This window comes from Sinorhizobium fredii USDA 257, from assembly GCF_000265205.3.
GTDB lineage: Bacteria > Pseudomonadota > Alphaproteobacteria > Rhizobiales > Rhizobiaceae > Sinorhizobium > Sinorhizobium fredii_B.
Window position 1 is genome coordinate 765,645 of record NC_018000.1, and the last position, 12,954, is coordinate 778,598.

Sequence of the window (12,954 nt, forward strand, 5' to 3'; positions counted from 1 at the left end):
TCTATGTCCGGTATCGAATTGACCAGATGATCAAAACGGGAAGGAGCATGCCAAGGCGATGGATGTGACGGCCCTGACATTTCTGGCGCTCGCCCTTCCCTTCGCAGCGGCCCTCGTCGCACCTAGCCTGACGCGCCTACTCGGGCAGAATGCCGCCTGGGTTCTGGCTCTTGCGCCTGCGGCGATTTTCTTGCATTTCCTGCGCTTCCTTCCCGACGTCGCGCGCGGCGAAACTGTCACAGGCGGCTATGCGTGGATACCGTCCTTCAATGTCAGCTTTTCCTGGCTGATCGATGGTTTGTCGCTCACCTTCGTGCTGCTGATTTCCGGCATCGGGGCGCTGATCGTCCTCTATTCGGGCGGCTATTTGAAAGGCCACCCGCAACAGGGACGCTTCTTCTCCTTCATCCTCATGTTCATGGGATCGATGCAGGGGCTCGTCGTCTCCGACAGCTTCCTGATGCTCTTCGTCTTCTGGGAACTGACGTCGATAACCTCCTTCCTGCTGATCGGCTTCGATCACGGCCGCGAGGCCGCGCGCCGTGCCGCCCTGCAGGCCCTGGTCGTGACCGGGGGAGGCGGTCTTCTCCTGCTCGCCGGGCTGCTGATCCTTTGGAATGTCAGCGGTGTCACGCAGCTTTCGCTGCTACTCTCGTTCGGTTCCGAGTTGAAGGAAAGCCCCTTCTATCTCGCCGCACTGCTGCTGGTCCTCGGCGGCGCCTTCACCAAGTCGGCCCAGTTTCCGTTTCACTTCTGGCTGCCGAATGCGATGGAGGCGCCGACACCGGTTTCCGCCTATCTGCATTCGGCGACGATGGTGAAGGCGGGCGTCTATCTGTTGATGCGCCTCAATCCGGTTCTTGGCGGAACGCCGGAATGGCAGCTCCTTCTGCCTCTCTTTGGCGGCGCGACGCTGGTGATCGGCGCGGCGCTTGCGGTGCGCGAGAGCGATTTGAAGCTGATGCTGGCCTACACGACGATGGCGTCGCTCGGCTTGCTGGTGATGTTGATTGGCCTCGGCTCGCCGCATGCGATCGAGGCGGCAGCGCTCTATCTCGTGGCACATGCGCTGTTCAAGGGCGCGCTGTTCATGGTGGCTGGTATCCTCGATCACGAAACGGGATCACGTGACCTTTCGCAACTCGGCGGCCTTCGCTCGGCAATGCCGCTGACCTTTGGTGTTGCTCTTGCCGCTGCGCTCTCCATGGGCGGCCTGCCGCCGTTCTTCGGCTTCCTCGCGAAGGAAGAGCTCTATGCCGCCTTCTCCGCGTTCGACCTGCGCTCTGGGCTCTTCGCGATGCTGACGGTCGTCGGCAACGCCCTGATGTTTGCCGTCGCCTTCGCGGTCGCGCTGAAGCCCTTCCTGGGGCCCCGGGTCAGCACGCCAAAGCATGTCCACGAGGCGCCGCTGCTTCTCTGGATCGGCCCGGCAATTCTCGCCCTGAAGGGGCTCTCCATCGCGCTCATGTCCGGTCTCGCCCATCGGCTGATTTCGTCGCCAATGGCCTCGGCGATCGCCGGCGAGGCAAGGACGGTCGAGATATCGCTCGAGCCGCATCTCGGACTGCCGCTCATGCTCTCCGCACTGACGACGGCGCTCGGCGTCGCCTTCTACGTCAATCTCGCCCGCTTGCGCGCGGCGATGACGGCAATCCTCGCCGATATCGGCTGGGGGCCGGACCAGGGCTTCGACCAATTCATGCGCGGCCTCGTGCGCCTTGCGGTCGCGCTGACGCGGCGACTGCAGGGCGGCCGCTTCGAAGTCTATATGACCGCTACCTTTGCGCTCGTCGCCGTCGTCCTGCTGGCAATACCGCTCCTCTACGGCGAGTTCCCGCGTGCTCCCTTCTTCTCGGCGGACGTTCCGGCCCACGAGCTTGCGATCATGGCGATCGCCGTCGCCGGTCTCCTCGCCGTCGTGGCCGCGTCCGACCGCCTCACCGCCATCGTCTCCCTCGGCATCCAGGGTTTTGCCGTCGCCGTGATCTACCTGCTTTACGGTGCGCCGGATCTGTCCTTCACGCAATTCATGATCGAGACCCTGTCGGTCGTCGTGCTGGCGCTGGTGATGACCCGTCTGCAGCTCTCGCCCGCCGACCACCGGCCGCTCCCGGAGAAGGTGCGCGATGTGGCCATAGCGCTTGCCTGCGGCTTCGGCTTCGGCCTGTTCCTGCTGAGGGTCACGGCTGTGCCCTTCGACAACACGCTGACGGAGTTCTTCAACCTTTACTCGAAATCGATCGCGCACGGGGCGAATGTCGTCAACGTCATCATCGTCGATTTCCGCGGCACGGACACACTCGGCGAAATTGCCGTGGTGATGACCACCGGTCTCGCGATCCTGGCACTCGTGAGGCTCAGGGCCGGTTCGCTCAAGCGCGCCGTGGCCGCGGAGGTCGTCGCGGATGAACATGCGCCGGAGGAACGGGTATGAAGTCGCTGATCTTCCGCACGGTTGCGCCGGTGCTGACGAGCCTGATGATGCTCTTCTCCATCTTCGTGCTGTTGCGCGGCCATAACGAGCCGGGCGGCGGCTTCATCGGCGGCTTGATCGCCGTTTCGGCTTTGGCGATCTATGGCATGGCACACGGTGTCGAGACGGTAAGGCGGGCCATCTTCTTCCATCCGATGGCAATTGCCGGGGCCGGGCTCTTTACAGCGACGTTTGCGGGCCTGCTCTCGATTGTCGCGGGGGTCCCGTTCATGACGGGGCTGTGGATCTATCCGTCGATCTTCGGCATCGAGGTTCCGCTCTCGACTCCCTTCCTGTTCGATGCTGGCGTCTACCTGGTCGTGGTGGGCGCCATCAGTTCGATCGTGCTGTCGCTCGAAGAGCGGGGAGGTGAGTGATGGAGGCCTGGTTTGCCTTGCTCGTCGGCATCTTCTTCAGCGTTGCCGTCTACCTCATGCTCTCGAAATTCATCATCCGCGTGCTCTTGGGCGTTGCAGTGCTCGGCAATGCGGTGAACTTGCTGATCTTTACGGGAGGCCGTCTGACGCGGGACGTGCCGCCGGTCATACCCGAAGGGGCCGATGCGCTCGCCGCTCCCGCAGCCAACGCACTCCCCCAGGCGTTGATCCTGACGGCAATCGTCATTTCCTTTTCCTTCTTCGCCTTCCTGCTCGTTCTTTCCTGGCGCGCCTATCGCGATCTCGCAACCGACAACACGGACGAAATGCGCGTCGCCGAACCGGTGGATGAACCGGTCCCCCGCTTGGATATTGACCGCGCCATGGCCGCTTCGATCTCACCTTCCGCCGATCTTTCCGCTGCGCTCGTTCAGGCGCCGCCGACGGTGGCCGCATGGCTGGTGATCCTGCCGGTCGCCTGGTGCCTTGCGATCGGCGCGCTCCTCGTCATGCTGCGCCGCCCGATCGGCATTCATCCGGCCATTACCATCATCGGCCTTGCCGGGCTCGTCCTGGTCAATGGGCTGCTTCTCAAGGAGGTCGCCGAGAACGGGCCGCTTACCATGGTAATGGGGCGCTGGTTGCCTCCCTTCGGCATCGCATTCACCGCCGACCTGACAGGGGCGCTGTTCGCCTTTGCCGCATCGCTTGTCGCGCTCGTGGCCGGCGTCTTCTCGCTTGGCGACATCAATGACAGTGGTCGTCGCTACGGTTTCTATCCGCTGCTGATGCTGCTGATGGCCGGCGTGTCGGGGGCTTTTCTGACCGGCGATATCTTTAATCTCTATGTCTGGTTCGAGGTGCTGCTGATCTCGTCCTTCGGCCTTCTCGTCCTGGGCTCCGAACCGGAGCAGATCGATGGAACAGTAAAATACGGGTTCCTCAATCTGGTCGGCACGACGCTGTTCCTGATAGCGACCGGCTACCTCTACGCCGTGTTCGGGACGCTCAACATGGCGGATATCGCCAGAAAGGCCGAGGGACTGCGCGACAGTGTTCCGCTGGTGACGCTGGCGGGTCTTTTCACGCTCGCCTTTGCCATGAAGGCGGCGGCCTTCCCGGTGAATTTTTGGCTGCCGGCCTCCTACCATACCCCCCGCGTCGTCGTGTCCGCGCTTTTCGGAGGCTTGCTCACCAAGGTCGGCGTCTACGCCCTGGTGCGCGTGATGGTCATGCTCTTCCCGGTGGAAAGGGAAGAACTGAGTTTCATTCTGGCCGTTGCAGGAGCTCTGACGATGATTGTCGGCGTGCTCGGCGCAATGGCGCAGACGGATTTCCGCCGCATTCTCGGCTACCTCATTGTCTCCGGCATCGGCTCGATGCTCGCCGGTATCGCCGTCGGTGGACCCGGCGGCATTGGGGGTGCAATCTTCTATGCGCTGCATTCCATGCTCGTGATAACCGGCCTCTACTTCGCCTCCGGCATCGCCATGCGTCTCGGCGGAAGCGCCTCGATCGCCACCCTTGCCGGCCTTTACCGTCGGCATGCCGGATTTGCCGCGCTCACCTTGATGTTATGTTTTGCCGTCTCGGGGCTCCCGCCCTTTTCCGGCTTCTGGCCAAAGGTCATGCTCGTCAAGGCCGCGCTTGATATCGGCGCCTGGTGGCTTGCCGCGGCGCTTCTTCTTGCTGGCTTCTTGACGACGATTGTCACCGGCCGCCTTTTCCTGTTGGCTTTCTGGCGGGAGGGGACGCGCGCCGGCAGCGAGGCGGTGTCGCTGTCGCCCGCGGCGTTGGCCCCGCTGGCGGTGCTTACCGGGCTGACTTTGTTGATCGGCCTTTACCCCGAGCCGCTGCTGGCGATGATTCAAAACGCGGCAGCAGGCCTTGCGGAGCCGTCGGCCTATGTGAATTCGGTCTTTCCGGGAGGGCCGTGATGAAATTCCTGCAGATCAATCTGCTTTTCACCGTTCTTTGGGGTGCCATCAGCGCCAGTTTCACGCCGACGAACCTCATGCTCGGCTTTGCTGTCGGCGCTTTGTCCCTGTGGCTGATCCGGCGCGAGCTGCAGCCGGTGACCTATCCCCTCAGACCGTTGCGGCTGGCTCTGCTTGCGGCACTGTTCTTCAAGGAGCTTGCCGTCTCGGCCGTCAAGGTCGCCATCCTCGTCCTGCGCTCGCGCATGGGCTTGAAACCCGGCATCTTCGCCTATCCGCTGACTGCCAAGAGCGATTTCGAGATCACCTTGCTCGCCAATCTTATCACGCTCACGCCCGGCACGCTTTCCGTTGACGTGTCCGAGGACCGCAAGATCCTCTATGTGCACGCGCTCGATTGCGCCGATCCGGGCGCCCTGCGGCAGGACATCGCACGTGGCTTCGAGCGGCGCATCCGGGAGGCTTTCGAACGATGACGCCCGGAACGGTTCTGGCCGCAGCGACTAGTCTCGCGCTCCTGCTCCTGTCTCTCGCTCTCTTGATGACGGTGCTGCGCATTATCCGCGGGCCGACATTGCCGGATCGGGTGCTCGGTCTCGATATGCTGGTCGCGATCGCGATCGGCTTCATCGCGGTCATCGCCATCAAGACCGGCTTCAACCTTTATATCGACATCGGAATCGCCCTTGGTCTCGTCGGCTTCCTCGCGACCGTCGCCTTCGCGCGCTTCATCCTGACACGCGGCCTCGCGCCGGAGCAAACAGGAGAACGCGCAGCCCTGATGGGGGCAAAGGCAGCTGTCAAGCGGGAGGCAACCCGCCGCAAACGCCGGGGAGGCCGCTGATGGGGACCCTTATCGTTGCCGGGATTACATTGCTGGTCGCGATCATCATCGTGGTTGGTGCGTGCTTTTCGCTGTTGGCGGCGCTGGGTCTCCTCCGCTTCCCGGATCTTTACACGCGCATGCACGCGGCCTCGAAAGCGGGCACCGTCGGTTCCGGCCTGCTGTTGGTCGCAGCCGGGCTGCATTCGCTCGACCCTGCCATTTTCATCCGCTCACTTGCCGGCTTCGTTTTTCTGGTGCTGACGGCGCCGATCTCGGCCCATCTGTTGGCGAAGGCTGCACATCAGGCGGGTTACAGGATGACGAAACTGTCGGTTATAGATCAGCTGCCAAAAATGGAAGAGCCGCGGCGGCATTGATGGGCGGCATTTCTGTCTCTGTATTTCGGGACAATTCCGCCACAGGGCACATTTTTAGTGATCTGAAATAGATTTGCTGCTCATTGACAAAAATTATGTTTTGACATTTTGCAGATCAATGTTAAGCCAGTAACCGCAAAGTGTCGTCGTAATCAATACTTTGAACTGGAATTCCAGCTTGAGTTGTGATTGTAACCGTTGCTTTGAGGTGCCGAAGGGTGCGGCATCTTGGTGACGGGTTTCGTTGTTGCGATTCGAGCCTTGATGTTGCGGCGGGGCTATGCTCCCGTCGCGCGGTTATCGCTCAGTTCCTAGGCGGCAAGCGCTGTTCGGCGGCATTTTGGCATTTCCTCCCTCCTGAAACACTGTTTCGGGTTTTGTTGCTGAATTCCGATAGGAGAAAAAAATGAGTGAGAATACGCTCGGTACGAGCAACGAACTCCTGGTTGAGCTGACGGCGGAAATCGTTGCCGCCTATGTGAGCAACCATGTGGTTCCTGTTGCCGAGTTGCCGACGCTGATAGCCGATGTCCATTCGGCGCTCAATAACACGACGGCTCCCACGCCCGTGGTCGTGCCGGTCGAAAAGCCGAAGCCGGCCGTCTCGGTTCGCAAGTCGGTGCAGGACGATCAGATCACCTGCCTCGAATGCGGGGGCACGTTCAAATCGCTGAAGCGCCACTTGATGACCCACCACAATCTTTCGCCGGAAGAGTATCGCGAGAAGTGGGATCTGCCTGCGGACTATCCGATGGTGGCGCCGGCCTATGCGGAAGCCCGCTCGCGCCTCGCCAAGGAAATGGGACTCGGTCAGCGTCGCAAGCGTCGCGGCAAGTAAGCGGATTCGTTCGGCAGCCGACCGGGCGAACTTCGGGCACAGTGACCTTCGGGCACAGTGAACCGATGCCTGAATAGCGGCAGGAGTTACTCACTTGAGGTGGAAGCCGGGCTGTTTCAGTCCGGCTTTTTACTGCATGTTTCCTTACATCATATTCGGTCTAAGGATAAAAACATGCAACGAGTCAAAGTGCTACAGCGACCTTTGTGCGTCTGAAAAGACGCACGGCGCTGTAGTGCCGAAAACTGTCCAACCGTCGGCTCTACTGTAGGTGCGACGATCTTACGCCGGTAGGCGCGTCTCGGCCTCGCCCTTGATTCTCCGGATCATCGAACGCAGCCCGTTGGCGCGCTGCGACGAGAGATGTTCGATAAGGCCGATCTTGCCGAAGATATCGAGGGCATCGATTCTGGCGATCTCGGAGGCGCGCTTGCCCGAAAAGATCGCAAGCGCGATCGCCACTAGGCCACGGACGATATGCGCGTCCGATTCGCCATCGAAAGTCAGGACCGGATCATCCAGATCACCGGACGTATGGGTCGCCAGCCACACCTGGCTGGCGCAGCCCTGCACCTTGTTCTCGCTGGTCCTCCAGACCTCCGGCATTTCCGGCAGGCTTTTGCCCAGTTCGATGACGTAGCGGTAGCGGTCTTCCCATTCGTCGAGAAAGGCGAAATCGTCGATGATCTGGTCAAGTGAAACCATGGCTGATCCGTATGTGGCGCTCTTGCAATCGGCTGCGCCCTGTTTCCCTCCCGCACCAATCCAAGGCCGGGATCTCGTTCACCCTTCATATAGGGGATGCCGGCCGCAAAGAGAACAGCCTATGGCTTCCGAGAAGATTTCATTCCGCGAAAGCTCGATAAATAATTCGCCGCGATATACTGAGCGTCTTCGCGGCGGCACAACTGGTAGTCGAGGCCTTCCGCAAGAACTGTCCTTATTTGGCAGGCGCCGTATGGGGATCGAGGCGTTTTTCCGGGACGGGGGTGCGTTCGAAAACCGGTATGGCTTCATTCGCAGGCTCTACGGCAGAGAGGTTCTCGGCAGGCACCACGGTGCCGGTCATGACCTTGGCGTCGGGCGTTCCGGTCTCCGCAAATTGGCTGTCAAGAAACTCATAGGCGATGCGCGCACCCTCCCGGGCACGATGGCCGAGGGCGACGAAGGTCTCGGCACCTTTCTCGCAGACGTCCGGCTTCTGGATGCAGATAGCACTTAGATAATGGAAGGCCTCGTTGGCGGCGGAGAAGGTGTCGCCGATCTCCACCTTCGGGCCGTTCTCCAGCTTGGCGCTGCTCGACGGGTCGAGGAAGGGCAGCAATACCAGCACAAGCGAAAACCAGAACGTCGCTTTTACGAGAAACCACATGTTCTGCCCATCCTCTGTAAGGCCGCCTTCGCCTCCGGACTTCGAGCCGGATTTGACGCTTTCGGCTGCCCGCTTTCGCCTACGCCTTTTGTCGCCTCGTGCCCAGTGGGTGCGTCGCTCCAATGTGGGCCCGTTCTGTCAGCGACGGTAGAACTGGAATCACAAGACGGCTTTTCCAGAAATGCTGGGATTCGGTTCAAATTTTATCGAACTGGCCGATTCTGAAATTGCCGGCGGGCGTTTGTCCGGCATTTTAACGATCGCCGTTAAGGTTCGTGGCAAGCTGTGTGCCACCGGGCCCGAGCGGCTCGACACCGCCATCGGTACGCTCTGCCCAAATCGTTAACGGGAAGCGGAAAATCCACCAATATCCGCCGCTTACGCCCCGTTAACCACAAGAGACGAAGCTCGCCGGAATTGCTTCGAAATGGGATTTTTCGCCGGTTTCGTGGGCCCGCGCGGGCCCCCCGCTTATTCTTTCATTAAGTCGGGAATGCGAGATTCGGACCATCACGAGGCGGTCCGGTCTATCCGCTTGCGAATCGCGCAGGGACCGTAAGCCTGCCTCGCAAAAACAATAATGGTGGCAGGGCAAGGCGTGAGTGTATTGCGTAACATGGCTGGCAAATGGGCATCCCGCGTGGATGAAGCCGCTGCAGCGTGGTTGCCGCGCCGCCCGGATGGCCCCGTTGCGGAACGCTATGATTTTAAGAGACTACGCGCCGTGGCTGCAGTCTCCTTGACGGCCCTGCCGATTGTGCCGCTCATCCTGTCGGCGGTTCTGCCGGTTTCCGTGGCACTGCCGGCGGGCACGGCGCTCTGGGCATCGGCCTCGTTGCTGGCGGCAGCCGCGAGCCTTGCGGCGCACAGGATGGTGCCGACATCCGCCGGGACGAAGCCGTCGGGCGTGACCGACCTGCCCGATCTTTCTGCGGCCTACGATCTCTTCGCCGGCCTCGTCACCATCCATGACCCGCGTGGGCACGTTCTGTCCGTTCATGGTCGCGATGCCGCCGATCACCTCAAGTTGCTGCGCGACCCTCGCGGATGCGGCTTTATTGAACAGATTCACGTATCCGACCGCATCAGCTTCCTGAAGGCGATCGATGCATTGCGCCAGGGCGGCGAGTGCTCGGCCGTCGACATTCGGCTCGAGCGCCCGTCGACTTCCGCCGATGGCGTGCAATTCGTGCACATGCGATGCGAGATGACGCCCCTTCGCGATGCCGAGGGGCGTCTGATGGCGATCATTGCTCAATCGCGCGATGTCTCGAACGAGGCTCGCCTGAGGGCGGAAGTCGCCGCCAAGGCCGCGCATGCGGAATCGGCCAATGACGCCAAGACGCGGTTCCTGGCGGCTGTGAGTCATGAGTTGCGCACGCCGCTGAATGCCATTCTCGGCTTTTCGGATGTCCTTTCCGGAGAGTATTTCGGCAGGCTGGAGAACGACCGGCAGCGCGAATATGTTTCCTTGATTAACCAGTCCGGCATGCATCTGCTTTCCGTCGTGAACACGATGCTCGACGTGAGCAAGATCGAGGCGGGCCGCTACGAGTTGGTGCCCGAGCCCTTCCGGGTAGCGGACGCGATCGCCGCTTGCGAAGCGATGCTGTCGCATCAGGCGCGCGAAAAGGGTGTGATGCTGGCAAGCCGCGTGACGCGGGCGGTCGGTGAAATCAACGCCGATCGGCGCGCTGTGCAACAGATCCTCATTAATCTCGTCGGCAATGCCGTGAAGTTCACCGACAAGGGCGGCCTCGTAACCATCGATGCGGAAGTCGACGGCGCGCTGCTGAAGTTGACCGTCAGCGATACCGGCATCGGTATTGCCGAAGATAAGCTGGAAATGCTCGGCCAACCTTTCGTCCAGATTCAAAATGACTATACGCGCCGCTACGAGGGCACCGGTCTCGGCCTGTCGCTGGTCAAGGGGCTCGTCGAACTGCATGGCGGCAGGATTTCCATCCGCAGTTCGGAAGGCGAGGGGACAGTAGTCGTGGTCACCATACCGCGGGACGGTACCGGAATTGACGAGCGCGAGCAGGTGAGCACGCGCGGGGCAGTGGAGTTTCCGCCGCGATTGAAGGGGCGCGACGAAACGGCGAGCGATTTGCGGCTGCAGACAGAGGCCTCCGAAGGAACAGTCAAGGAAAGGCGACATGGCGCCGCGCAAGCGAAAACAGCCTGAGCGGAAACGGGGCGGCCGGCCACGGCCGGGCATCGCGTTGCGCGGACTGGCGCTCGCGGGCCAGGGCCTCGGACGTTGCGCTGTGCTTGCCGGCCGGTTGATCGTGCACCACCCGGTGGGAGCCGGCGGGTTGGCAACTTTCGCCGTTGTTTTCAGCTTCGTGGCGGCGAACGCCATGTGGTATCAGCACGGCAACCATCCCTCGCCGCTGTTGCGCACCCGAGTTCCCCTGGTGGGTCCCGAGGTTGCCGAGCGTTTGGCCGCCGCCAATGGCGAGGCCGTCGAGCCGCGCAAGGTGACGACCTTCGTGATCGAGCGCGAAGGCGAGACCAAGTCGGTACAGGTCAAGGACACGGTCGGCGAAAGGGAATCGTCCGAGCAACGCATGCCGCGGTCCCCCGAATCCGTGTCGGACGTGGGCGCTGCCCTTCCACCACCGGCACTCGTCGCCGATGTCCAGAAGGAGCTTGCCCGGCTTGGTCTTTATGTCGGCACGCCGGACGGCCGCAGCGGTCCAAAGACCGAATCCGCTATCCTTCGCTTCGAAAAGCGCGCCGGTCGCAGCGAGACCGGCTTGGCCAGCGTCGATCTCCTTCAAGCGCTCCGTGCAGCGCCGGGCTCGGAGATGGCCATTGTAGCGCCGGACAATCGGCCCTATTCCGACCCGAAATCGACGCCCGCCGAAGTCGATCCCGTCGCCGCCGCAATCCGAACGGCGGAAGAGGATGCAACGCTTACTCCGCGCGCCGAAATTCCGGTATCGAGCGAATTGGTCATGAATATCCAAAAGGGGCTGAGCAATCTCGCTTACGCGGATATCGTCGTCGACGGTGTAGCCGGCGATCAGACACGGGCGGCGATCCGTCATTTCGAGAAGCACTACCGGCTTCCGCAGACCGGCGAACCGAATGGCAAGGTTCTCGATAAACTTAAGGAAATCGGCGCGCTCTAGGCAATCGCCGAGAAGCCGTGCGACGATCTCCCCCGGGACGGTCATTTGCATATCGATCATCGCGCGTGTATCTGCCTGGAATGCGCGTCAAAACCCATATCTTCGTCGCTTCGCTCCTGCGCCGCGTTTTCGCGAGCGGCGGTTATGCGGCGGTGCTGCGCAAGGGAGCGGAAGAGGCCGGGGCGATCTTCATTCGCCACCGCACCCGCTTGGGGACCGAGACGCTCTATGCGCCGGCGCCGCAGAGCTTCTTCGAGGAGGAGGGCGAAAGCATCCGCAAGTTCGAACTCCGGCTGCGGGACGCGGAGGCGGAAAATGTCGACGGCGCTCTCTCGTCCGAGATCCGCTTCGACCCGGATTGCTGGATCGTCGAGATCGAACTCGACGATTGCAGCGATCTGTTGCATGTCGTCACTGACCCCGGCCGCTGAGTCTGCGGCCCGGAAGACATATGGCGCTGAATAGGCGGCGGCGTTGTTATTTTCGTCCAATCGTCCGCTTGGGCTGTGCCGCACCCGCGGTGGCGCCGGCCGCACGGGCCTCCTGCAGACGCGAATCGCGTGCCCGATTCTCGGCGAAATTGGTCTCGTGCCGGTTCGGCCTTACCTCTCCGTCGGCGCGCAGCCAGGATTCCACGCGCTCGACGCTTGTCTTCCGGTCGATGCTCCTGATCAGCGCCTCGGCATGATCGCCTGAGCCAAGCCTATCGGAAAGATGTGGGTAGAGAGCCACAAGCAGGGCGTGCAGGTCCCGGCCCGGGAAGTCGATCGCCGCGAGTGTGACGGCGAGCTGCTGGCCGGAAACGTCCAGGAGGATTCTCTCAGCAAGCGCGCGGCTCGCCGCCAGGGCGTCGGCAAGAGCCGTCGCAAAGAGGACCGCTTCGTTGTTGCGGGCAAACCGCAAGAGCAGCGCCTGATGGAGCTCGTCGATCGGCTGGAGGCGTGCGCCCTCGGGGAGAGGTCTGGACCCGGCGCGCGCCAGCGTCCTGATCTCCTCGCGCAGCGTGTTTTCGCGCGCCAGGCGCTCGGAGGATGGATGATCGTCGGCCGTTGCCGTTTCGGTCGGGGCGGCCGCAACGGAAATGTCGCCGCGCGGCGCGGCGGCGGTGAACTGGTGGTGCTCGACAAGCGCGTTGACGATCGCCGGTGAAAGATCCTCCCGGTGCGCGATCGCATTGGCATGGGCGGGGCCCTGCTGGCGGATTATCGACATCAGGGTCCGATCGGGGATCGCTTTCGACCGGGTGAGAAAGATCGCGGCAATCGAGATCGGCATGCTGCCGATCAGCAGCGCCACCGATTCGGGCACATGGGCGCATTGCGACAGGGCGGCCGCCGCCTGCCGGCGCGCTTCGTTGCTGGAACCGAGGAAAAGCGGTTCGAAGAGTTCGGCAAACTGCTTCAGGTCGGACTTGCGCGGAACGCGAAGGCTCTCGAAGCCGGTGACGGTCGCCATCAGCACGACGTCCTTCAGCCGGCCCGTCTGCGGCCTTTCCAACTCACGAAAGCGGTTCGTCACGACAAATCCCAGATGCAAAAAGCGTGACGCCATTGCCGATGGCTCGGAACGGCACACGTCTCAAAAAATAGATCGAAAACGTTAGCGTAGCATTAA

General features: G+C 61.9%; 14 protein-coding genes. 11 read left to right on the top strand and 3 right to left on the bottom strand.

What is annotated here, in order from left to right; all coding sequences use genetic code 11:
• Positions 1 to 58: 58 nt before the first annotated feature.
• From USDA257_RS03545 to mucR, 7 genes are all read left to right on the top strand, one after another.
• On the top strand, positions 59 to 2,434 hold the full coding sequence (locus USDA257_RS03545; RefSeq protein WP_014761506.1) for a putative monovalent cation/H+ antiporter subunit A: 2,376 nt from the start codon (positions 59 to 61) through the stop codon (positions 2,432 to 2,434).
• A complete protein-coding gene (locus tag USDA257_RS03550; protein WP_014761507.1) occupies positions 2,431 to 2,850 on the top strand; it encodes a Na+/H+ antiporter subunit B in 420 nt (139 codons plus the stop codon). Before USDA257_RS03545 ends, USDA257_RS03550 begins: the two co-directional genes overlap by 4 nt.
• A complete protein-coding gene (locus tag USDA257_RS03555) occupies positions 2,850 to 4,787 on the top strand; it encodes a Na+/H+ antiporter subunit D (protein WP_014761508.1) in 1,938 nt (645 codons plus the stop codon). The genes USDA257_RS03550 and USDA257_RS03555 overlap by 1 nt, the downstream gene beginning before the upstream one ends.
• A complete protein-coding gene (locus USDA257_RS03560; RefSeq protein WP_014761509.1) occupies positions 4,787 to 5,263 on the top strand; it encodes a Na+/H+ antiporter subunit E in 477 nt (158 codons plus the stop codon). Before USDA257_RS03555 ends, USDA257_RS03560 begins: the two co-directional genes overlap by 1 nt.
• Positions 5,260 to 5,631 (top strand): cation:proton antiporter, encoded by a 372-nt coding sequence (locus tag USDA257_RS03565; RefSeq protein ID WP_014761510.1) that lies wholly within the window; start codon positions 5,260 to 5,262, stop codon positions 5,629 to 5,631. The genes USDA257_RS03560 and USDA257_RS03565 overlap by 4 nt, the downstream gene beginning before the upstream one ends.
• Complete coding sequence (gene mnhG, locus USDA257_RS03570) at positions 5,631 to 5,990, top strand: monovalent cation/H(+) antiporter subunit G (protein ID WP_014761511.1); 360 nt, start codon at positions 5,631 to 5,633, stop codon at positions 5,988 to 5,990. Before USDA257_RS03565 ends, mnhG begins: the two co-directional genes overlap by 1 nt.
• Before the next feature lie 406 nt (positions 5,991 to 6,396).
• A complete protein-coding gene (gene mucR, locus USDA257_RS03575; protein WP_014761512.1) occupies positions 6,397 to 6,828 on the top strand; it encodes an exopolysaccharide biosynthesis transcriptional regulator MucR in 432 nt (143 codons plus the stop codon).
• Between the two features lie 282 nt (positions 6,829 to 7,110).
• Here the strand turns inward: mucR and USDA257_RS03580 are convergent, their stop codons facing one another.
• Together USDA257_RS03580 and USDA257_RS03585 are read right to left on the bottom strand one after the other, a co-directional pair.
• Complete coding sequence (locus USDA257_RS03580; RefSeq protein WP_014761513.1) at positions 7,111 to 7,533, bottom strand: SufE family protein; 423 nt, start codon at positions 7,531 to 7,533, stop codon at positions 7,111 to 7,113.
• Between the two features lie 235 nt (positions 7,534 to 7,768).
• Entirely contained in the window at positions 7,769 to 8,200 is a 432-nt protein-coding gene (locus USDA257_RS03585) for a DUF5330 domain-containing protein (protein WP_014761514.1), read from the bottom strand.
• A 181-nt stretch (positions 8,201 to 8,381) separates the two neighbouring features.
• Between USDA257_RS03585 and USDA257_RS36545 the strand changes: the two genes are divergently transcribed.
• From USDA257_RS36545 to USDA257_RS03600, 4 genes are all read left to right on the top strand, one after another.
• Positions 8,382 to 8,546 carry a hypothetical protein gene (locus tag USDA257_RS36545; RefSeq protein WP_014761515.1) on the top strand — a complete coding sequence of 55 codons (165 nt, stop codon included), beginning with the start codon at positions 8,382 to 8,384 and terminating at the stop codon, positions 8,544 to 8,546.
• 270 nt (positions 8,547 to 8,816) lie between these two features.
• Positions 8,817 to 10,388 carry a PAS domain-containing sensor histidine kinase gene (locus tag USDA257_RS03590; RefSeq protein WP_041413889.1) on the top strand — a complete coding sequence of 524 codons (1,572 nt, stop codon included), beginning with the start codon at positions 8,817 to 8,819 and terminating at the stop codon, positions 10,386 to 10,388.
• Positions 10,360 to 11,340, top strand: coding sequence for a peptidoglycan-binding domain-containing protein (locus USDA257_RS03595; protein ID WP_014761517.1), 981 nt, complete (start codon positions 10,360 to 10,362; stop codon positions 11,338 to 11,340). The genes USDA257_RS03590 and USDA257_RS03595 overlap by 29 nt, the downstream gene beginning before the upstream one ends.
• 80 nt (positions 11,341 to 11,420) lie before the next feature.
• Positions 11,421 to 11,771: a DUF1491 family protein gene (locus USDA257_RS03600; RefSeq protein WP_014761518.1), complete on the top strand. Its 351-nt coding sequence runs from the start codon at positions 11,421 to 11,423 to the stop codon at positions 11,769 to 11,771.
• Positions 11,772 to 11,817: 46 nt separating this feature from the next.
• Here USDA257_RS03600 and USDA257_RS03605 read toward each other — a convergent pair whose 3' ends face one another.
• Entirely contained in the window at positions 11,818 to 12,891 is a 1,074-nt protein-coding gene (locus tag USDA257_RS03605) for a DUF2336 domain-containing protein (protein ID WP_041413890.1), read from the bottom strand.
• Between the last annotated feature and the right edge of the window lie 63 nt (positions 12,892 to 12,954).

Coding starts and splice junctions, on each gene's coding strand:
- mucR (WP_014761512.1), top strand. CDS start 6,397: ATGAGTGAGAATACGCTCGGTACGAGCAACGAACTCCTGGTTGAGCTG.
- USDA257_RS03545 (WP_014761506.1), top strand. CDS start 59: ATGGATGTGACGGCCCTGACATTTCTGGCGCTCGCCCTTCCCTTCGCA.
- USDA257_RS03550 (WP_014761507.1), top strand. CDS start 2,431: ATGAAGTCGCTGATCTTCCGCACGGTTGCGCCGGTGCTGACGAGCCTG.
- USDA257_RS36545 (WP_014761515.1), top strand. CDS start 8,382: ATGCTGGGATTCGGTTCAAATTTTATCGAACTGGCCGATTCTGAAATT.
- USDA257_RS03555 (WP_014761508.1), top strand. CDS start 2,850: ATGGAGGCCTGGTTTGCCTTGCTCGTCGGCATCTTCTTCAGCGTTGCC.
- USDA257_RS03580 (WP_014761513.1), bottom strand. CDS start 7,533: ATGGTTTCACTTGACCAGATCATCGACGATTTCGCCTTTCTCGACGAA.
- USDA257_RS03605 (WP_041413890.1), bottom strand. CDS start 12,891: ATGGCGTCACGCTTTTTGCATCTGGGATTTGTCGTGACGAACCGCTTT.
- USDA257_RS03565 (WP_014761510.1), top strand. CDS start 5,260: ATGACGCCCGGAACGGTTCTGGCCGCAGCGACTAGTCTCGCGCTCCTG.
- USDA257_RS03590 (WP_041413889.1), top strand. CDS start 8,817: ATGGCTGGCAAATGGGCATCCCGCGTGGATGAAGCCGCTGCAGCGTGG.
- USDA257_RS03585 (WP_014761514.1), bottom strand. CDS start 8,200: ATGTGGTTTCTCGTAAAAGCGACGTTCTGGTTTTCGCTTGTGCTGGTA.
- USDA257_RS03560 (WP_014761509.1), top strand. CDS start 4,787: ATGAAATTCCTGCAGATCAATCTGCTTTTCACCGTTCTTTGGGGTGCC.
- mnhG (WP_014761511.1), top strand. CDS start 5,631: ATGGGGACCCTTATCGTTGCCGGGATTACATTGCTGGTCGCGATCATC.
- USDA257_RS03595 (WP_014761517.1), top strand. CDS start 10,360: ATGGCGCCGCGCAAGCGAAAACAGCCTGAGCGGAAACGGGGCGGCCGG.
- USDA257_RS03600 (WP_014761518.1), top strand. CDS start 11,421: ATGCGCGTCAAAACCCATATCTTCGTCGCTTCGCTCCTGCGCCGCGTT.